The 22195-nt window shown below is 36.7% G+C and carries 9 protein-coding genes and 1 pseudogene; all 10 read left to right on the forward strand.

Going from position 1 to position 22195, the window contains the following annotated elements; all coding sequences use genetic code 11:
* The first annotated feature begins 12 nt into the window (after positions 1 to 12).
* The 10 genes and pseudogenes from JGH11_RS03915 to JGH11_RS03960 all read left to right on the forward strand — a co-directional run bounded on the left by JGH11_RS03915 (position 13) and on the right by JGH11_RS03960 (position 22193).
* Complete coding sequence (locus JGH11_RS03915; RefSeq protein ID WP_201110263.1) at positions 13 to 2547, forward strand: glycoside hydrolase family 38 C-terminal domain-containing protein; 2535 nt, start codon at positions 13 to 15, stop codon at positions 2545 to 2547.
* A gap of 12 nt (positions 2548 to 2559) precedes the next feature.
* A complete protein-coding gene (locus JGH11_RS03920; RefSeq protein WP_201110264.1) occupies positions 2560 to 4893 on the forward strand; it encodes a GH92 family glycosyl hydrolase in 2334 nt (777 codons plus the stop codon).
* 231 nt (positions 4894 to 5124) lie between these two features.
* The gene (locus JGH11_RS03925; RefSeq protein ID WP_201110265.1) at positions 5125 to 6969 is read left to right on the forward strand and encodes a RagB/SusD family nutrient uptake outer membrane protein; all 1845 of its coding nucleotides are present in this window, start codon (positions 5125 to 5127) and stop codon (positions 6967 to 6969) included.
* A gap of 32 nt (positions 6970 to 7001) precedes the next feature.
* Positions 7002 to 7454, forward strand: coding sequence for a DUF5004 domain-containing protein (locus JGH11_RS03930; protein WP_236263852.1), 453 nt, complete (start codon positions 7002 to 7004; stop codon positions 7452 to 7454).
* Positions 7455 to 7471: 17 nt separating this feature from the next.
* The gene (locus JGH11_RS03935) at positions 7472 to 8560 is read left to right on the forward strand and encodes a DUF4961 domain-containing protein (protein WP_201110266.1); all 1089 of its coding nucleotides are present in this window, start codon (positions 7472 to 7474) and stop codon (positions 8558 to 8560) included.
* Between the two features lie 36 nt (positions 8561 to 8596).
* Complete coding sequence (locus tag JGH11_RS03940) at positions 8597 to 11764, forward strand: SusC/RagA family TonB-linked outer membrane protein (protein WP_201110267.1); 3168 nt, start codon at positions 8597 to 8599, stop codon at positions 11762 to 11764.
* Between the two features lie 22 nt (positions 11765 to 11786).
* Positions 11787 to 13568 (forward strand): RagB/SusD family nutrient uptake outer membrane protein, encoded by a 1782-nt coding sequence (locus JGH11_RS03945; protein WP_370567556.1) that lies wholly within the window; start codon positions 11787 to 11789, stop codon positions 13566 to 13568.
* 38 nt (positions 13569 to 13606) lie between these two features.
* Positions 13607 to 16711, forward strand: coding sequence for a TonB-dependent receptor (locus JGH11_RS03950; RefSeq protein ID WP_201110269.1), 3105 nt, complete (start codon positions 13607 to 13609; stop codon positions 16709 to 16711).
* Between the two features lie 193 nt (positions 16712 to 16904).
* Positions 16905 to 19178 carry a GH92 family glycosyl hydrolase gene (locus tag JGH11_RS03955; RefSeq protein WP_201110270.1) on the forward strand — a complete coding sequence of 758 codons (2274 nt, stop codon included), beginning with the start codon at positions 16905 to 16907 and terminating at the stop codon, positions 19176 to 19178.
* Between the two features lie 81 nt (positions 19179 to 19259).
* A pseudogene (locus tag JGH11_RS03960) lies at positions 19260 to 22193 on the forward strand (discoidin domain-containing protein).
* Positions 22194 to 22195: the final 2 nt, after the last annotated feature.

Raw genomic sequence — 22195 nt, forward strand, 5'->3', positions numbered from 1 at the left:
TCAGTAAAGATAATGAAGCGAATTATTATATTCATACTAATAACTATAGCTGTATCAAGCAAAGTGTCGTCTCAAACACAGGCTTATTTTGTTGACGGTTATCATGGTGGTATTTATGGTCACTATCCGATGTGGGTAACACAATTTATGGTTGATAAATTGGCTCAGCATCCCGAATGGCGTATAGGGCTTGAAATAGAACCGGAAACATGGGATACAGTCAGAGTAAAGGATACTAAAGCGTACAATAACTTTAAAAATATTATAACAGACAAAAGAATTGAATTTACAAATCCGACATATGCTCAGCCCTATTGTTATAATATCTCAGGAGAAAGCCTTATTCGACAATTTGAATATGGTATAAAAAAACTTAATCAACATTTTCCTGAGGTAACTTTTAGTACATATTCGGCTGAAGAACCTTGTTTCACCAGTTGTTTGCCTCAAATTCTAAAACTATTCGGTTTTAAGTATGCCGTACTTAAATGTCCCGATACTTGTTGGGGCGGATACACTGCTGCTTATGGAGGACAATTGGTCAATTGGATAGGGCCCGACGGAACTTCGATTCTTACAGTACCAAGATATGCCTGTGAAGCTCTTGAAGATCATTCTACATGGCAAACTAAAGCATGGAACAATTCTGATTCTTACCTCAAGGCTTGTTTCGACTATGGAATTAAGATGCCGGTTGGAATGTGTTATCAAGATGCCGGTTGGAAAAATGGCCCTTGGATTGGCAATGGAAATAATATTAAGAATAATTCTATATATGTGACGTGGAAAGACTATATAGAGAATATATCGGAAGGCAAGTCTGATGATAATTGGCACTTTTCGCAAGAAAATGTTTTAGTAAATCTCATGTGGGGAAGTCAGGTGCTTCAAAGAATTGCACAGGAAGTACGTGTTTCCGAAAATAAAATTGTTATGGCCGAAAAGATTGCAGCCATGGCAACTATTGATAACAACTACAAGCCTTTACAGACATCTTTAGATGATGCTTGGCGAACGTTGATGATGGCGCAACATCATGATTCTTGGATAGTGCCTTACAATAGATTGAACGAAAAACATACTTGGGCGCAGGAAATCACCCTATGGACTAATAATACAAACGATATATCAGACAATATCATTAAAGATGCCATTAAAACTTATGATATATCCAATATATTATCATCGGACAATCTACCTTATATAAGAGTCTATAATACGCTTGCAATTGAAAGATCAGAGCTCGTGAAGATTAATTTATCGAGTGTGAATATTTCACATGGTATAACTGTTTACGATTCGAAAAAAAGCAAAACTCCTTCATCCTTTATACAAGAAGGAGATTCTGTTTATCTTATCTTCAAAGCAAAGGTACCTCCTTTTGGTTATGCAACATATAGTCTGCAAGATAAACAATCTAAGCCAGAAAAGTATTCTACAGTACAATGCCATCCAAATGGAGACTATACTGTACAAAACGATATGTACAAAATCATTATTAGCTCTACGAAAGGAGGTATAATAAAAAGCTTAACATCTAAAGATGAGGATAATAAGGAATATATCGATATCACGAGTGAATATAACTTTGGAGAATTGAGAGGCTATTTTTATGAAGATGAAAAATATTATTCTTCTGCCGATTCACTTGCTAAAGTGACTATTTTGGAAGAAAATAACCTCAGAACTATCCTCAAAATAGAAGGAAATATATCTTCCCATCCATACACACAAATTATCACATTAAACAATGGGCAAAGGCGTATTGATTTTGATTTAACTATAGATTGGAAAAACAATGTTGGCATAGGGGAATATAAGCAAGGACATAACTGGCGCGAAAACAGAAGAGCTTTTGTCAATGATAAATTCAAATTGAATGTAATGTTTCCCCTCAATCTACACTCAGCCAAATTATATAAAAATGCTCCATTCGATGTATGCGAGAGTAATCTTAAAGATACATTCTTTAATACATGGGATAGTATAAAGCATAATATCATACTTAACTGGATAGATCTTGTGGACAGAAATGAAAAATATGGATTTGCATTATTATCTGATCATACTACCTCATACTCCCACGGGGAAGACTTTCCATTAAGTCTAACTGCCCAATATTCAGGTATTGGATTGTGGGGCGTTGATTATAAAATAACCAAGCCTTTGAAAATGAAATATGCTATCATCCCTCATTCAGGCAAATGGGATTATGCAGGAATAGCAACTGAAAGTAATAAGTGGAATGAACCTTTAGTCTATTCGTTTCATAAGAAAACTAATTCAGAAGACAAGTGTTATTTTGATGCAGCTAATTCAGGTTACGAAGTAACCGCTTTTAAAAGCCAAGGCGATGATCTCATTATTAGACTCTTTAATGCTGAAGAAAATGATTCTGAGCAAAAACTAAACTTTGGTTTTCCTTTATCGGCTGTGAAAGAGATTGACCTAAATGGTAATGTTATTGCAGAAAAAACAATCGAAAAGAACAATATACATTTATCAATTCCTCGCTTTGGAATCAAAACATTGTTAATAAAAAGATAAATCAAAAATACTATGTATAGAACGACAATGCTGCTTATCGTAGCTCTACTATGCCTGTCAATGACAGGGTGCACATCTAATATTAGCACAAAAAAATATGCTCCCTCCGATTATGTTAATCCATTTATTGGGGCTAGCACCAGTGTGGGTGCTGCCGGAGTATATCATGGGTTAGGTAAAACTTTTCCGGGAGCAACTACTCCATACGGAATGGTTCAGATTAATCCAAATACAATTACAGGAGGTGATAACGCTCCGGGGTATAGTTATGAACATAAAACAATAGAAGGTTTTGCTTTCACTCAAATGAGTGGTGTAGGCTGGTTCGGAGATTTAGGTAATTTCCTTGTGATGCCTACTACAGGAGATTTGAAAATAATAGCAGGCAAAGAGGATGGTAGCATCGATGGATATCGTTCTCTATACAATAAAGATACAGAAATAGCTATAGCCGGATATTATTCGGTAGAACTATCCGATTATAGTATCGGGGTAGAAGCCACAGCTGCACCCCATAGCGGAATATTACGATTTACATTCCCCGAACATAAGCAATCGCGTATACAAATCGACCTGGCAAGAAGAGTTGGAGGAACATCGTCGTATCAATATATAAAAGTAGTCAATGATAGCACTATACAAGGATGGATGAAATGCACGCCGGAAGGTGGTGGCTGGGGTGACGGAGAAGGCAATGCGGACTATACTGTATTTTTTTATGCTCAATTTAGCCAACCTCTGAAGAATTATGCTTTCTGGAGTGCTGATATACCCAACAACTGGAAACGTAAGCGTAATGACGTTGTAAGTGAATCTTATCAACAAAGGATATCTGAAGCTAAAATCATTAATAATGTTAAGGAACTGGAAGGAAAACATCTTGGATTTTTCACCGAATTCGTAACAAAAAAAGATGAAGAAGTTATTCTAAAAGTGGGAATATCTTTTGTCGATATGGATGGTGCCGAGAAGAATTTCAATGCTGAAATAGCAAATAAAGATTTCGATCAAGTACGTAACGAAGCAAAAGATTTATGGGATAGAGAATTGAGTAGAATAGAAGTTTCCGGAGGAACAGAAGATCAAAAAACAATCTTTTATACATCACTCTATCATACAATGATAGATCCACGTACATATACCGATGTTGATGGCCGTTATGTAGGTGGAAACAAACAGATATATAATAGTAATTCAATATTCACTAAGCGTACTATATTTAGTGGATGGGACGTATTTCGCAGCCAGTTCCCTTTACAAACGATTATCAATCCTGAACTGGTAAACGATCAGCTAAACTCCCTAATAACGCTTGCAGAACAAAGCGGACGTGAATATTACGAACGTTGGGAAATGCTCAATGCATATTCTGGTTGTATGATAGGAAATCCCGCATTATCAGTCCTTGCTGATGCCTACGTGAAAGGTATACGCAATTATAATATAGATAAAGCATATCAATATGCAGTAAATACTTCGAAAAAATATGGAAATGGAGATCTAGGCTATACAGGATCATCTCTCAGTATCTCTCATACTCTTGAATATGCTTATGCAGACTGGTGCATATCTCAGATTGCAAAAGGAATAGGGAACCATGGAGATGAAGAATTATTTTTGAGAAAAGGACAGGCTTATAAAAATATTTTCGATAAAGAAAAGGAATGGTTCCGACCGCGTAATATTGACGGAACTTGGGAAGAATGGCCGGAAGATGCTCTACTTAAAGAGTGGTATGGATGTATCGAATCGAACCCTTATCAACAGGGTTGGTTTGTACCTCATGATATACCAGGTATGGTTGAATTGATGGGAGGAACAGAGAAAGTTATTGCCAATCTAACCAACCTTTTTGAAAAGACTCCACAAAATATGTTATGGAACGATTATTATAACCATGCGAATGAACCGGTACATCACATTCCATTCTTATTCAATAGGCTAAAGCAACCATGGCTTACTCAAAAATGGACACGCCATATCTGTAATCAAGCTTACGCAAACAAAGTAGAAGGTATTGTGGGGAATGAAGATGTTGGTCAAATGTCGGCTTGGTATGTACTTGCAGCCTCTGGAATACACCCTGTCTGCCCGGGAGATACACGTCTCGAAATAACAAGTCCTATATTCGACAAAATAGAATATAATCTGGACTCAAAATATTTTAAAGGAGGTAAATTCACCATTATTGCACATAACAACTCCCCGGAAAATATATATATACAGAAAGCTTTATTGAACGGCAAAGAATATAAAAACTGTTATATAGATTTTTCTTCTATTGCTGATGGGGCAACATTGGAGTTATATATGGGTAATACGCCCAATAAAGATTGGGGCATGTAAATGAACATGTTAATTTTGAACGAAATAAAAGAGAGAATTATCTAGCTAATATAGCATGATAGTATAACTGTTCCTAGATTCTGTTATCGAACTCTTAGTGAACAGTCCTATCTGCTAAAATAATTCGATTGCTTCATAAATATCTAGTTCACAAAATATAAATAGCATCATGTCTTAGTAAAGACTTCACTATTTCATTTAATTTTTTATTAACCTAATACATTATTGTGTATGAAAAACATTTTCTATTCATTATTAATCATAATGGTCGTATGGGGAGGTTTTTCCTGTAAAGACAACAGTTTCCTTGACGAAACTGTGACCACTGATCTGGATTATGAAAGAGTATTTACAGATAGTGCCCTTACGGAAGGATTTCTGAATGAGATCTATCGAGAAATAGGTCTTGATACCCGAGCTAATCGTTTTTCGAAAGACGGTGAAAATCTGGGAGGATTGCAGACTGCATGTGATGAAGCAGAATACAAGATGTCGTCGAAAGTAACCGCCGATTTACAATTTGCAACAGGAACAGTTAATCCTGTAGTTATAACCGACGACGCATGGAGAATCCCTTATGAAAATATCAGAAGGGTAAATATCTTTTTCAAAGGTATTGAAAAAACACCGATTCAGCCGGGACTGAAGAAACGGCTCAAAGCAGAAGCTCAATTTTTGCGTGCATGGTATTATTCTGTTTTATTAAGACATTACGGAGGAATACCTCTGATTGGAGATACAGTATATCTCGAAACAGATAAAATGAAAGATGTACGCGACACATATGATGCATGTGCCCAATACATTATAAAGGAATGTGAGAGTGCCGAAAAAGACCTTGCTGTAAGACCTTCGGGACGTCTATACGGACGTGCAAGCGGGGGGGCGTGTAAAGCATTAATAGCACGAATAAAACTATATGCAGCCAGTCCATTGTTTAATGGAAATAGTGATATAGTGGCTGGTTCAAATTGTCCTGCCGAATTATTAGGCTATCCCGAGTATAAAGCTGAACGTTGGAAAGAAGCAATGGATGCAGCCTATGAGGTTATACGACTAGGACAATACCGTCTATTCGAATTACATACCGATCCTTTAAATAATAATGCGCCGGATCCCGGACATGGATTTTATGCCCAATTTATAGCAGCCGACACAAAATATGCATCTTCGAAGCCTTTTGTAGAAGCTATATTAGAAGATCGGAGTCAATCAGATCGGGCAAGAGAAAGCTGGTTTCAACCACCTAGCCGTAATGGTTCGGGAGGAGGCTATATATATCAGGAACTTGTAGATGCATTTCCGATGAATAACGGCCTACCAATAAATGATCCTGCTTCAGGATATGATCCAAACAATCCGTATAAAAACAGAGATCCACGCCTTCGCAATACGGTTGTTTACGACGGAGTATCGCTACAATCTAATTCGGGCTCGCCTACACCCATAATCATTGCACTCAATGCAGACGGTTCATCTGGTGATAAAGATGCGGTTCATCAAGGTACACCTACCGGTTATTATATCAACAAAATGGTTAACCGCGATTTAGCTGCAAATACAGTACATGGTGGTCCACAACAAACTCCTATTATTCGTTATGCAGAAGTTTTGATGATGTATGCGGAAGCAATGAACGAGTTTTTGATAACATCACAAGGGGAAAGTGCTATTGTACCGGCCAATGAAGAAACATATCAAATCTTGAAGCAAATAAGAAAACGAGGAGGAATCAATATTAACGACGACCCTGCAAATTCTAACAATATGTTTGGTTTGAAGCCCAACATGACACGTTTAGAAATGCGTAAAGCTATTCAAAATGAGAAACGTATAGAATTTGCCATAGAGGGACATAGATTTTGGGATGTAAGACGTTGGAAAATAGCTGAAGAAACCGAAAATCAGCAAATGACCGGAATGGAGCCCCGTATGACCACAGATGGTGGCAGAACGTACCAAAAGTTCAATGTACGTAAACGTATTTTCAGAAAAGCAATGTACTTCTGGCCTATCCCATACAAGGAAACAATCAAGTCGCCAGGATTGATACAAAATCCTAATTATAATTTATAAAAATAGATATTTAATTATATACCTAATTAATTATGAATATACTGAATTTTAAGCTTGTCATCTTACTTATCTTACTGGCAAGCATGGTTAGCTCCTGTGATGAATTCAAAGATTCAAATGATTATTCGGCTGAAGAAATAGATAAAAATCTTAGTGGAAGCTGGAGTATCAGTCAGGTTACAAGAAATGGATCGGATATTACTAATGCTATGGACTTTAAAGCATTCTCAATAACTTTCAATACAGATAAAACATACAAAATAGAAAATTATCTTCCATTTCTAGTCAAAGAAAACGGTACATGGAATATTGATGACCCTCAGTACCCATCTCAGCTTATATTCAAAGAAAACGGAGCTCCGACAGCTAATATTTCATCTTTCGAATACATAATAAATAAAGGAGAGCGGCAGATAATCTTGTCCTTCGCTCCAGGTTGCCATAGCAACGTATATACCTATGTATTGGAAAGAGTAGCTAATTAACTAAAAATCCGAATCTGATGAAAAACAAATTAAATATCAGGCTAATATTAAAGCCCCTTGGAGTAGCAATAATTGCCATCATATTTGTTGCTTGTGGTTTTGAATTGCTTAATGATCATGGCGCATATTTCGATGACGAATTCAAAGACATCAAGTCTCCGGTAGTATATAATACAAGTTCTGTGAAAGCCGGGGAATATGCAAATTTTACATTTTATGTAAAAGCAATGGCTAACGAAGATAAAACCGATAAGCTGATAATAGCTTTTCAAGTTCCAAAATCATGGAGTGAAGCTAAGGATGCTGAAGTAACATGGGAATTGTGGAATGATATAGGAGAATTAAGACCTATGGAATTGCTAACCGGATCTCCTAAAAATAAGCCGGGACTATCTTGGGATCAGGCTCTATTAAATACCGTAGGAGGCCGTACTACAAATGTTTTGGATGATATGCAATGGTATGCGTTTCAAGCAAAAGACTCATGGACTATCCACAATAATATACACTTATTTATTAAAGTAAGAATAAAGATAAAAACAGGTCCGGATAATTTAAGGGCTAAAATTGGCTTTTTTGTCAATCATGCCGATGATGGACTAGGTAGCGATGAGGACAGATGGAAGGTGCTTTGGGGCGACTGCTTTGATGTTACTGATGGAGAAGGTGATATTATCGATTTCTGTGAATATCATTTTAACAGAGCTACTCCGGGAACAGCTACTCAAAATGATATTTTGACATTCGAATATATCGGAGATTACTATACCAACGACTTAATGTCAGAGGTAAATAATATTTACTTAAATGCTACGGCCATTACAGATAAAGGCAATAGTTATAAAGTAGATGAAATATCCGATAAAACGAAAATGAAGAAAGATTCTGAATACGGAATAGCCTATAGTAAAACATTTTGGTCTGAAGCATATTTCAATATACCCGCAGGTGAGACTATAACTTCAATAAAATATTACTTCACAAATAGTGATAAGACTAAATATGTCAGCGACTATGACGAGCAGCATAAAGAAGAAGTGGAGCAAAACCCTAATCAACCGGGAAAACCAATAGAACCGTTTGTATACAATTTTATTTGTAAATGATCGTGAGTCAATTTTTAAATTAAAAAGCCAAAATATATGTATAATATAATATATAAAAGAATTAGCAAAAACTATTTCTTACTTATGCTTGTATGGTTTTTGTCAGGGTACGGATTCTGTTATGCCCAAGACATTACACCTGCTGATAAGCCAGGGTTCTCGGGTATGGTAATAGACCAATATGGAAGGCCTATCTCTAAAGTAAAAGTATCTATAAAGAAGAGTAATCATGTAGTAACTACCGATATGGATGGCTCCTTTAACCTTGACTCTGGAAATGGAGCTACATTAGTTCTCTCTCATCCAGATTATTTGGTAAAAGAAGTAAAAGTGAATTCTACATCGGACAAGAAAAAAGTATTCAAAGTAACCTTAAAGGATAAAAAGCTTAAGAATCCTGATACTATAGATGTTCCGTTTGGTAAGACCATCAGTAAAGAAAGCCATTTAGGCGCAATTTCTACTATATATACCGAAGAACTGTCATCTACATTGTCGCATAGTATAATTCCTGCTTTGGTTGGAAGAATTCCAGGCTTAAATATTACACAAAATAGTGGAATGAGAGATATTTTCACTTCTTCGGGTGTCGATAACAATGCTTACATTGGTTCACAACCGATAGATGCCAATTCCGGATATAGTGACAATACCTCTCAATTTGGCATCAATCTCAGAGGAGCAACAAGCCCGGTGGTAATAGTTGATGGTTTTCAGAGTAACCTATTCAATTTAGATGTAGAAAGTATCGAGTCTGTCTCGGTTCAAAAAGACGCTTTGTCTTCGATGTTTCTAGGTGGACGCAGTTCTCGTGGAGTATTGTATATAACGACCAAGAAACCTGTAGAAGGAGGATTTCAAGTATCATTTACCGGAAGGTATGGTATACAAGAACCGATAAAAACACCTAAGCCTCTTTCAGCTTTTCAATATGCATATTTGCTAAATGAAGCAAGAGTTAACGATGGTGAAAAACCAATTTACAGCTCAGCCGACATCGAAAAATTCCGTAACTCTACTAGCCCTGAAACACACCCAAATGTGAACTGGTATGACCAAATATTGAAAAATAATTCTGCAATACAATCATACAATCTCAATGCAACCGGAGGAGGTAAAGTTGCTCAATATTTTGTGAATCTGGGATATATGTCAGAAGATGGTTTATTAAGAGAATCTTCAAACAATGGTTATAATACCAATCTTAAGTATGAACGTTACATGATTACATCTAAAATTAATGTAAATGTAATGGATAACCTCAAATTGGGAGCTTCCATTATGGGACGTATCGAAGATGGAAATCAGCCGGGAAACGGATGGAAAGAGATTTTTAACAACCTATATTCCACATCTAATATTGCATATCCAATATATAATCCGAATGGTTCTTTTGGCGGAAACAATTTACATGATCAAAACCTAATGGCTCGAACTATCAGTTCGGGATATACACAAGATATAACTCGTGACGGAACTGGAAATATAACATTAGATCACAATATGAACTGGCTCCTCGAAGGTTTATCAGCACACATGGTCGGTAATGTTGCTTTTCAGAGCCGTAGTGCATTAGTACGCAGCAAACGTGAACCGGTATTTTTATATATACCATATGCTAACGGACAAGGAGGTAGTTATGAACACTTTGGATCAACTGATACCCAAATAAATGAATTTCGGGGAGTTTCCAATTATCAGTCTATGTATGGGCAAATAGCTTTAAACTATATTAAAACAATAAATAATGCTCATACCATAGAAGGTAATGTATTCTCTGACGTAGGTGAAGTCCTTGATAACTATTTATTACCTGAAAAGCCCGTAAATATTAATGTCGAAGCTAAATATGATTATCTCAAAAAATATTTTGCTCAGGCTTCGGTTTCAAGAAGTTATTCTAACAGATTAGCTCCAGGAAAACGATGGGGTACATTTTATGCTGTAGGCTTAGGCTGGGATATAAGCAAAGAAGCCTTTTTATCTGACGCAAATTGGTTAGATCAATTTAAATTACGTGGAGTATTCGGTGAAACAGGAAATTCTTCTGCCGGTTATTTTACATGGAGACAACAATATAGTAATGATATTAATAATGGAGTATGGTACGATCACGGGTCCGGATATGGAGGCTGGTTAGCTGGTTCTGCTAATGGTATAAATGAAGTTGACAATGCATTGGCAAACCCTTACGTTTCATGGGAAAGAGCACATAAGCTAAATGTGGGAGTAGATGCAGCATTATTAAACAAAAGTCTTTTGATTACAGCTGATTTTTATTGTGACAATTACTTTGATCTGCTAAGACAAAGAGGTAAAACTATAGAACTTATAGGACTAAACTACCCTGCTGAAAATATAGGGAAAAATCAATATAAAGGAATAGACCTATCGATCACTTATCAGAATAATGTTGAGGACTTTAATTATTACATCACAGGAAACTGGAATATATACTCCTCGAAGGTTAAGTTTATGGACGAACAAAATGTTCCTTATGATTATTTGCGTAGAACAGGGCGTCCTGTAAATGCTATATATGGATTAGTATCCGATGGCTTTTTCCAAACTGAGGAAGAAATTAAAAACAGTCCTGTTATTGCAGGAGAAAGAATTATACCGGGAGACCTGAAATATAAAGACTTGAATGGAGACGGAGTTATAGATGAGTTTGACCAAACAGTCATCGGAGGTGATAAGCCCATTTCTTATTTTGGGTTAAACTTAGGTTTTGAATATAAAGGTTTTGAAGTGTCGGCTTTATTTCAGGGTGTATATAACAGAGAGATTTACTTACCCGATGCCGGGCATGAATTCACTACCGGATTCCACAAGGTCTTCGGTGATTATAGCCAAGCTTATGAACACATAATAAATCGTTGGACTCCAGAAACTGCTGAAACAGCACTTTTCCCTAGATTATCGTCAGGTTCGAATCAATACAATAACAGACCGAACGGAATGAACAACTCTTTTTGGCTAAGATCAGGCAACTATATACGACTTAAGAATCTAAACATAGCATATACATTACCCGAATCTCTATCCAGAAACTATTTGGGTGGTGCAAAAGTCAAAATATTCGTCGGAGGACAAAACTTATGGACACAATCTGCCACCGATCTTGTAGATCCTGAAGTTATGGACTTTAGAAATTACCCTATGCTACGAGGATTTAATACAGGAATCAATATCAAATTTTAGTATTTCCTAAAAAATGAAGTATATGAAAAATAATATATATATAATACTAATAGGTCTTTTCTTTGGACTATCGGCGTGTAACGATTACGAAGAAGTACCAGTAGAAAAATATACCCTCGAATATGTATTTTCAGATAGAGACTCATTAGGAGTCGATGCTCAAAAATATTTGAATTCAGTATATAGTGTTTTAAGAACTAAAATGTATGGACATAATCGCATCGATGGCGATTATTTGGACGCAGCGACTGATGATGCAGTAACATCTGTGACAAACAATAATCAAATAAAAAAACTATCCGCAGGGCAATATACAGCATCGACACGTATAAGTCAAGATATGTCATGGGGTGAGTTTTATACAGGTATCCGCAGAGCTAATACATTTATAAACAATATCGATATCGTTCCCCTTAAGGAGAGATTTAATAATCATGTAGCTCAAAGAATACCAATGAACAGAGCTTGGAAAGCAGAAGCTCGTTTCTTGAAAGCCCTATATTATTTCGAATTGGTAAAACGTTATGGCGGTGTACCGTTAGTTGGAGATATCCCTTATGAGCTAGATCAATCAATGGAATTACCCAGAAATAAATTCGAAGAGTGTATAGACTATATTGTAAGCGAACTCGATGTAATAAAGGATAGTTTACGATCAGCTCCAGTAGCCAATATAAATGATAACGGACATGTTGTAACAGCTGGTGCCGCAATGGCCCTTAAAGTGAGAGTACTTTTATATGCCGCAAGCCCACTCTTTAATGGTAACACACTCGATGCCAATAATCCATATGTGGGGTATACAGACTATAAAGCAGAACGTTGGCAAAAAGCAGCAAACGCAGCCGAACAATTTATGGCCGAATGGGGTCCGGACGGTACCTATCAAGGTTATGAGCTGATGAGTGATTTCAGAGATGTCTTCCTACAATATTACAATGCAAACGCTAAAGAAGTAATATTCCATGTACAAGGTGGTTCTGGCAATAAAGATGTGGAAATGGCTAATGGTCCGTATGGATATTCGGGCAATGCAAAAGGAAATGCCCGTACCAGTCCTACTCAAGACCTAGTGAATGCATTCCCAATGAAAGATGGAAAAGCAATAGGGCAAAGTTCTAAATATCCTTATAGCTTCAATGCAAGTATGTACGACAATCGTGACCCTCGACTAGACTATACAATATTACATCAAGGATCACATTGGTTGAGCTCTATCTTGGCTACTTATGAAGGCGGGCGAAGCAATCCTGCAGGCATAAGTGAAACAAAAACAAGAACGAGTTACTATATGCGTAAGTTTATGGGCAAATTCGAAAATGAAGTGGAATATTCAGGTGTTACTCGCAACTGGGTAGTATTTCGTTATGCCGAAATTTTGCTCAATTATGCCGAAGCGCAAAATGAATATGATTTGTCAACAGGGAAAAGCACTGTTAATCCGAAAGTATTAAACGTAATAAGAGAAATTAGAAAAAGAGCTGGTATCGAAGGTGATGATGGTACATATGGAATCGATAACAACGTAACATGCCAAGCCATGCAAGAACTTATTCGTAATGAAAGAAGGATAGAAATGGCATTCGAAGAACATCGTTATTGGGATATACGCCGTTGGAGGAAAGCTGAAGAGATTTTCAATAAACCAATTAAAGGATTGACTATAACGCTTATAACAGGAAATATGCAGTTTATGGAAAAAGATATTCTGGATGCAAAATTCGATACAAGAAGATATCTCTACCCTATACCATATAGCGAAGTAAACAAAAACAGTAATCTGGTTCAAAACCCGATGTGGTAAAATGAATGTTTATTGAATCTTTAATATAGATAAACAATATGAAAAGACTATTTTTATTATTTATTAGTATACAGATATTTACCTTCGCTTTTGGACAACAACAGATCCAACTGAAAGGAAAAGTATCTTCAACAGACGGTGAGTTATTGGCCGGTGTTAGTGTTGTTGTAGACGGTACGATAAACGGTACGATGACTGATATAAACGGGAATTATACATTAACAGTAAAATCAGGAGATAATGTTTCTTTTTCTTTTATTAGCTTTAAGAAACAAACTATCAAAATAACTAATCAGAAAGTATTGGACATTGTATTGTCCAGCGATCAAACAGATTTGGATGAAGTTATAGTAGTTGGTTTTGGAAAAACTAAAAAAATCACTCTAACCGGAGCTGTAAGTGCCATTTCTGCCTCTGAAATACAAAATGTGCCCACATCTAACGTGCAGAATGCTCTATATGGTAAACTTCCGGGATTCTTTGCTCAACAGCGATCGGGACAGCCAGGTAAGGACGCTTCGGACTTTTTTATACGTGGAGCTAGCTCTTTAAATGACAGCGGAAACCAACCTCTTATTATTGTCGACGATGTACAATATTCATACGATCAGTTACAACAAATCAATGTAAATGAAATAGAGAGTATCTCTATATTGAAAGATGCCTCGACTACAGCTATTTATGGAATAAAGGGAGCCAATGGTGTATTAGTAGTTAAAACCCGACGCGGATCTGAAGGTACACCTCGCATAAACGTTCGTTTAGAAGGAGGTTTGACAATGCCTGTTCGTACTCCTAAATTCTTAAATGCTTACGAATCGGCATCATTAGTAAATGAAGCCTACGAAAATGACGGATTGTATACCCAGAAACCATTTACCGATGAGGATCTCAGATTATATCAGACAGGAGAAGATCCATATGGACACCCAAATGTAGACTGGTACAATGAGATCTTTAAGAAAACAGCCTCTCAGAAAAATATGAATGTGGATATTTCGGGTGGTACTCAGAAATTGAGATACTTTCTGACAGGAGGATTTTTCTCCCAGAACGGGTTGACCCGGAATTTTGATGATCCATACGGAGAAGTAAACACAGACTATTTCTACAGAAGATTCAATTTCCGTGCAAATCTGGATTTTGATGTTACGTCAACGACAAAAGCACGTTTAGACATGTCATCTCGTTTTATGAATATTAACGAACCAAATAGTTTGAATGCTGTAGGAGAAATTTACAATTTCAAGAGCATGACTCCATTCTCGGCTCCGGTAATTAATCCTGATGGAACATATGCATATCATAATTATTTTTTGACAGAGAGTAAAGATCCTACTCTAAACGCACGCTTGGCAAACGAAGGATATAAGCGTACAAGACGATTCGATTCCAATATTTTATTCGATGTATCTCAAAAATTGGATTTTGTCACTCAAGGGCTTTCTGGTATGTTTCGTATAGCTTACTCTAGTATAGATGAAAATTTCAGAGGAATGAGACGGTCTAAGGATATGTATCCTACCTATCACTACAATCCTAACACAGAACCAGGATCATATACTATCAATCCTACAGCAACATCTTATGCCTACTCAAGGTATATAATCAATGGAGGTACTGAAAAAGCTATCAGGGATGTCAATATCCAGACTTTCCTGAATTATGAAAGAACATTTAATGAAGTGCATACTATAAAATCTATGTTAATGTATAACCGGCAAAGTCGTACTGCAGACAAAGACATGTGGACTAGTGCTGCTGTACCTGAGAAATTCGAAGGATATACAGGACAAATCAGTTACAATTACAAGAATAGGTATCTGATCGACTTCAATGGAGCATATAACGGTACAGACCGATTTGGAGCAGATAATCGATTTGGATTTTTCCCTGCAGTTGCAGCTGGTTGGAATATTGCAGAAGAAAACTTCTTTCAAGAACGCTTTAAAAACATAGCGATGTTGAAACTTAGAGCTTCTTATGGATTGGTAGGTTCTGATGTTACTCCGGGTAATCGCTACTTATACAAGCAGGTATATGAAAAAGGATCTGGATACAATTTCGGCGAATCGCCTCAAAGTTATGATTCATACAAAGAGGGTACATTGGGTAATGCTTTTGTAACATGGGAAAAAGCTCGTAAATTCAATGTGGGTATAGATGCCAATATGTTTCATAAATTATCATTCAGTATCGACTATTTCCACGACTTCCGTTACGATCAGTTAGTAGAAAAAAATGATGTTCCTCTGATGTTAGGGATCGGGCTTCCTCGTACAAATATTGGAGAGACTACCAATCAAGGATTTGATGGACAAATAGGATATAATGATAAATTTGGACAAGTAGATTTCAATACTAATCTGGTTTTCTCTTACGCCAAAAACAATGTGAAATACAAGGCTGAAGCCCAACAACGCTACCCATGGCTTTCAGAAACTGGTAAACCTATAGGTCAACCGTTTGGATATACATGGGATGGATATTATACTCAAAACGAAATCGATGAAATTTATAATCAAGGGAATCCTAATAAAATAGCAATACCTAATATTCCCGTAACTGCCGGAGACCTAAAATATAAAGATCTTAACGGGGATGGAATTATCGATGATTTCGATAAAGGTGCAATTGGCAAACCTAATCTCCCGACTACAACCTTAGGTTGGACTATTGGCGCCGGATACAAAGGATTTACTATTAGCTTGTTGTTCCAAGGATCATTTGATTACAGTTTCAGTGTTGTAGGTACAGGTATTGAATCATTCAAGAGCCAGTTTCAACCAATCCACCAAAAACGTTGGACTCAGGAAAGATATGATAATGGAGAACAAATCGATTTTCCTCGTTTAACAACAAACCCGGCAACCGTAAGTAGTAGCGAAGGCTACATGTCGGATTTCTGGTTAGTAAATGCATGGTATATCAGGCTTAAGACAATAGATCTTGGGTATGAACTTCCTAAAAGTAGTTTGCCTAAAGGAATAAACAGTACCCGTTTTTATGTAAATGCTTATAATATGTTTACAAAAACAAATTACGATAAATATCAACAAGACCCTGAGATTAAGACAAACTCGGCAGGAGATTCATACATGAACCAACGTGTTATTAATCTGGGTGTACAGGTATCGTTCTAGTTTGATTAATTAGAAATTACCGATTGTCTCCAATAATAGATTTTTCCCTGGCAGATACTTGCCCCATATAGGTATTTGTGTCTGCTAGGGAAAGAAATTAAGGATATCATCATAGTATATGAAAAATATATGGCTTACACTAATCGGCAAAATATTGCATATGTAATGAAGAGATAACAAACAATTAAATATAATGAAAAAGATCACCGTAATATTTTTTATTTTTATATTACCAATAATGACTGTCAATGCTCAGTTAAAAGATTTGGTACAGTATGTAAATACATTACAAGGCACAGACTCCCATTTCGGACTTAGCTATGGAAACACCTACCCTACTACAGCAATGCCATATGGAATGCATACTTGGTCGGCACAAACAGGGCCTAATGGCGAAGGTTGGAAATATCAATACTTTGTAGACAAGATAAGAGGCTTCCAACAGGCACATCAATGTAGTCCTTGGATGAGTGATTATGCGGTTTATTCTTTTATGCCTATGGTTGGTGAATTAATTGTAAATGAAGAACAAAGAGCAACAAAATTCAGCCACGATAACGAAATTGCCAAGCCCCATTATTATAAAGTAACCTTAGACAATGGTATTACAACAGAAATGGCTCCAACAATACGAGGAGTGCATCTGCGTTTTTCATTCCCCAAAAACGGAGATGCTTATCTTGTATTAGATGGGTTAAAAGCCATGAGCGAAATAAAGATAGACCCTGTAAAAAGACAAATAAGCGGATGGGTAAATAATCAGCGTTTTGTAAATCATTCGGATAATTTTCGTAATTACTTCATTGTTCAATTCGACAGCCCTTTTGAGGCTTATGGTACATGGGAAAATGAAAAGGACCAAACTTTTCCTAACGAAACTCATCGGGAAGGCAAAGGAGCAGGTGGATATATCAAGTTTAAAAAAGGAATAAAAGTGCAGGCTAAAGCCGCGTCTTCTTATATCAGCCCAGAACAGGCTTTACTAACCCTAAAACGAGAATTGGGTAATGACAAGACACTAGAAGTTACAAAAGCAAAAGGAGCAAAAACTTGGAATGAGCTACTAAACAGGGTAATTGTAGAAGGTGGTACAGATGAACAAATAAGAACTTTCTACTCTTGTCTTTTTCGTGCCAATCTTTTCTCACGTAAGTTCTATGAACGCGATGAAAACAATGAACCATATTACTACAGTCCATATAATGGAAAAATATATAAAGGATATATGTATACCGATAACGGATTCTGGGATACTTTCCGCTCACAATTTCCATTGACCAATATCCTCCACCCTACTATGCAAGGTAGATATATGAATGCCTTATTAGATGCACAAGAGCAATGTGGATGGTTACCTTCGTGGTCTGCACCAGGAGAAACCGGAGGAATGATTGGTAATCACGCTATCTCACTGATAGCCGATGCTTGGGCAAAAGGTATACGTACTTTCGATTCTGAGAGAGCGTTAAAAGCATATGCACACGAGGCTATGAACAAGGGGCCTTGGGGAGGTGCAAACGGACGTGCCGGATGGAAAGAATATTGGCAATTAGGCTACGTAACCTATCCCGAGTCGATGGGTTCAACAGCTCAAACTTTAGAGTACGCTTACGATGATTTTTGCGGCTATCAACTGGCTAAAATGACAGGAAACAAATTCTATGAAGATGTTTTTGCTAAACAAATGTATAATTATCGAAATGTATTTGATCATTCTACCGGATTTATGAGAGGGAGAACCTTAAGTGGAAAATGGGTAGAACCATTCGATCCTTATGAATGGGGTGGAGCATATTGTGAAGGTAATGCCTGGCACTATACATGGTCTGTTTTCCATGATGTACAAGGTCTGATAAATTTATATGGCAGTGATGAAAAATTCACAACTAAAATGGACTCTGTTTTCACCATTCCTAACATTATCAAACCGGGTACTTACGGTAGTGTCATTCACGAAATGAAAGAAATGGAACTTGCCAATATGGGTCAGTACGCCCATGGCAACCAACCAATTCAACATATGCCGTATATGTACACTTACGCTGGACAACCTTGGAAAACACAATATTGGATACGTCAGATAATGGATAGGCTATACAATTCCTCTGAGAGAGGTTATCCCGGAGATGAAGACCAGGGAGGAATGTCTTCTTGGTATGTACTCAGTGCTCTTGGCATATATAGCGTTTGTCCGGGAACTGATGAATATGTAATAGGCAGCCCGTTATTCAAGAAAGTAACTTTAACTCTGGAGGATGGCAAAAAATTCATTATAGAAGCTAATAATAACAATAAAGAAAATGTATATATCCAATCTGCATCATTAAATGGAAATCCTCTAAACAAAAATTATATTACTTATAAAGATATTGCAAATGGAGGTATTCTTCGTTTCGAAATGGGTAATCTACCCAATAAGGACAGAGCAACAGGCAAAAACGCTGCGCCATTCTCTTTATCTAAATAATAACAAACAATTAAGATGTGCTTTAGGGAAAGAGAAACATTTTTCCCTAAAGCAATTATCAATAAATATAAAATCATAATAATGAATTTAAGGTTATCAATTATTCTCCTGTTCTATGCCTTTCTCGTTAGTGTGAATGCTCAGAAAAATACGATTTCATTAAATAGCGGCAGTAAGATTATAAGCTGGAAAGTAAAACCCCAATCAGAACTCGGAGCAAATCCGACACAAATAATGTCCACATCTTACAATATGTCGAACTGGGTTTCGGCCGTTGTTCCGGGAACAATCTTCGGGTCATATGTGGAGGCGGGCTTGGAAGAAGATCCAAACTTTGGTGATAACGCCTATAAAGTAGATAAATCAAAATATGACCAAAACTTTTGGTACCGAGCAGAATTTTATACGCCAGAGTTTTCATCTGAAGATATACTATGGCTCAACTTTGAAGGAGTAAATCGCAAAGGGGATATTTACCTGAATGGAAATAGACTTGGCACTCTCGATGGTTTTATGCATCGAGGTAAATTTAATATTACACCCTTCATAAATAAAAATGAGAAAAATATTTTGGCCGTACTTGTATCGTGGGTAGGACTCCCAGTACCTAATCATGCAAGTCCGACTTATATCTCAAGTGCCAGCTGGGATTGGATGCCATACGTACCGGGGCTATTAAGTGGTATTACCGATGATGTCTATCTTACAACGTCAAGAGAAATTTCTCTTATTGATCCCTGGATAAGGAGCAAAGTTCCGAGCAAAGATAAAGCACTTTTAGAATTACAACTAGAACTGAAAAACAATACGACTACCGAGCAAACAGGGATTCTCAAGGGAATAATCCAACCAGGAAATATTGAATTCACGAAAGAAATTACAATTGGGGCAGAACAGCAAAAATCTTTTAAACTGAAAGCTAAAGATTATAAGCAATTTGAAATTAAAAGCCCTAAGTTATGGTGGCCTAATGGTTATGGAGACCCGAATTTATATACCTGTAACATTACTTATTCTGTGAACGGTGAAGTATTTGATTCCAAACAAATCACATTTGGCATTAGAGAGTATAGTTATGAATATGTTGATGAGGTATTCCGTATCAAAATAAATGGTGAGCCTGTTTATATAAAAGGGGGAAATTGGGGAATGAGCGAGTATATGCTTCGTTGTCGCGGTGAAGAATACGATCTTAAAATTAAACTTCATAAAGAAATGAATATGAACATGATCCGAAATTGGATTGGTTCCGTCACCGATGAAGAATTCTACGATGCATGCGACAAATATGGTATTATGGTATGGGACGATTTTTGGTTGAATTCACATAAAAATTTACCAGACGATGTGCAAGCGTTCAATAATAATGCCATAGAAAAAATTAAGCGATTACGAAACCATCCATCTATTGCTGTTTGGTGTGGAGAAAACGAAGGTTATCCATTACCACCATTAAATAATTGGCTTGCAGAAAATGTAAAATATTTTGATGGTGGTGACCGTCACTATCAAGCCAACTCTAATAGTGATGGCTTATCAGGCAGTGGACCGTGGGGAAATTATCATCCAAGTTGGTATTTTTCCAAATATCCGATGGCATTTGGTTACAAAGGCCGTCCGGGATGGGGATTTCGTACAGAAATAGGAACCGCTGTATTTACAACATTCGATAGTTTCAAAAAATTCATGCCCCAAAAGGACTGATGGCCCCGTAACGAGATGTGGAACCTTCACTTCTTCGGGCCTAAGGCTGCTAATGCAAATCCTGACAAATATTTTGAAATGGTCAATGAAAACTACGGAAAAGCATCAGGCATTGAAGATTTTTGTCGTAAAGCTCAATTAGTAAATCTGGAATCCAACAAAGCCATGTTCGAAGGATGGCAAGATCATATGTGGAATGATGCTAGTGGTATTATGACATGGATGAGCCAATCGGCATATCCTTCTTTTGTTTGGCAAACTTATGATTATTATTATGATCTTACAGGTGCATATTGGGGTGTAAAAAAAGCATTAGAGCATGTTCACATACAATGGAGCTACGCCGACAATTCTGTCAAAGTAATAAATACGACATTAGAAGATCTCAAAGAATTGAAAGCGAGAGCTACAGTTTACAATCTGCATGGAAAAGAAATGATAAAATACGGACAACAAGCTGTCGCTGATAGTAAAGCAAATAGTTCAACACATTTCTTTGATATGAATTTTACTACCGATAATATGTCATATAAAAAGAAAGCTCTGGCTTCCTCTATTTCGGGAGATGCCGGTGATGCAGACGAAGTTGTCGATGGTAGTGATGGTAGTCGATGGGCAAGTAAATACTCTGATAACGAATGGATTTACGTAGACCTTGGAGAGCAAAAAGAGATAGCGCACATTACTCTTAAATGGGAACATGCCCATGCTAAGCATTACAAACTACAGGTTTCGGATGATACTGTAACTTGGCGAGATGTGTATGAAAATACAAATTCGAAAGGAGGAAATGAAGATATTAAAATTAAACCTACTACAGCTCGATATGTAAAAATGTTAGGTATAAAACGTGCAACTGAATGGGGTTATTCTCTTTATGAATTTGAGTTATTTGGTAAGAAGAAAGTAAAAACAGATCTAAGCCCTGTACATTTTATTCGTTTAGAACTGATGAATAATGAAGGTAAGTTATTATCCGATAACTTCTATTGGCGTTCTAATGTATTGAATGATTATACAGCGTTGAATAAATTGACAAAGGCAAAACTTAACGTTAAATCATCTATAGAAACGAATAATGATAAAAAAGTGATAAAAGCATCTATTAAAAATATTGGTTCATCCACAGCGTTCTCTATCCATGTACAAGCATACAGAAAATCTGATGGAGAACGTATTCTTCCTGCTATAATGAATGAAAACTACTTTACATTATTCCCTGGAGAGAATAAAGAACTTAATATTCAATTTGACGGAGAATTATTACCAGCAGATGATTATGAACTAAAAGTAATACCTTATAATAATTAACT

This window comes from Dysgonomonas sp. Marseille-P4677 (assembly GCF_016652235.1).
Taxonomy (GTDB): domain Bacteria; phylum Bacteroidota; class Bacteroidia; order Bacteroidales; family Dysgonomonadaceae; genus Dysgonomonas.

What these genes read in the sequence shown, in the direction of transcription:
- JGH11_RS03915 (WP_201110263.1), top strand. Translation starts at nt 13, where the DNA reads ATGAAGCGAATTATTATATTCATACTAATAACTATAGCTGTATCAAGC.
- JGH11_RS03920 (WP_201110264.1), top strand. Translation starts at nt 2,560, where the DNA reads ATGTATAGAACGACAATGCTGCTTATCGTAGCTCTACTATGCCTGTCA.
- JGH11_RS03925 (WP_201110265.1), top strand. Translation starts at nt 5,125, where the DNA reads ATGAAAAACATTTTCTATTCATTATTAATCATAATGGTCGTATGGGGA.
- JGH11_RS03930 (WP_236263852.1), top strand. Translation starts at nt 7,002, where the DNA reads ATGAATATACTGAATTTTAAGCTTGTCATCTTACTTATCTTACTGGCA.
- JGH11_RS03935 (WP_201110266.1), top strand. Translation starts at nt 7,472, where the DNA reads ATGAAAAACAAATTAAATATCAGGCTAATATTAAAGCCCCTTGGAGTA.
- JGH11_RS03940 (WP_201110267.1), top strand. Translation starts at nt 8,597, where the DNA reads ATGTATAATATAATATATAAAAGAATTAGCAAAAACTATTTCTTACTT.
- JGH11_RS03945 (WP_370567556.1), top strand. Translation starts at nt 11,787, where the DNA reads ATGAAAAATAATATATATATAATACTAATAGGTCTTTTCTTTGGACTA.
- JGH11_RS03950 (WP_201110269.1), top strand. Translation starts at nt 13,607, where the DNA reads ATGAAAAGACTATTTTTATTATTTATTAGTATACAGATATTTACCTTC.
- JGH11_RS03955 (WP_201110270.1), top strand. Translation starts at nt 16,905, where the DNA reads ATGAAAAAGATCACCGTAATATTTTTTATTTTTATATTACCAATAATG.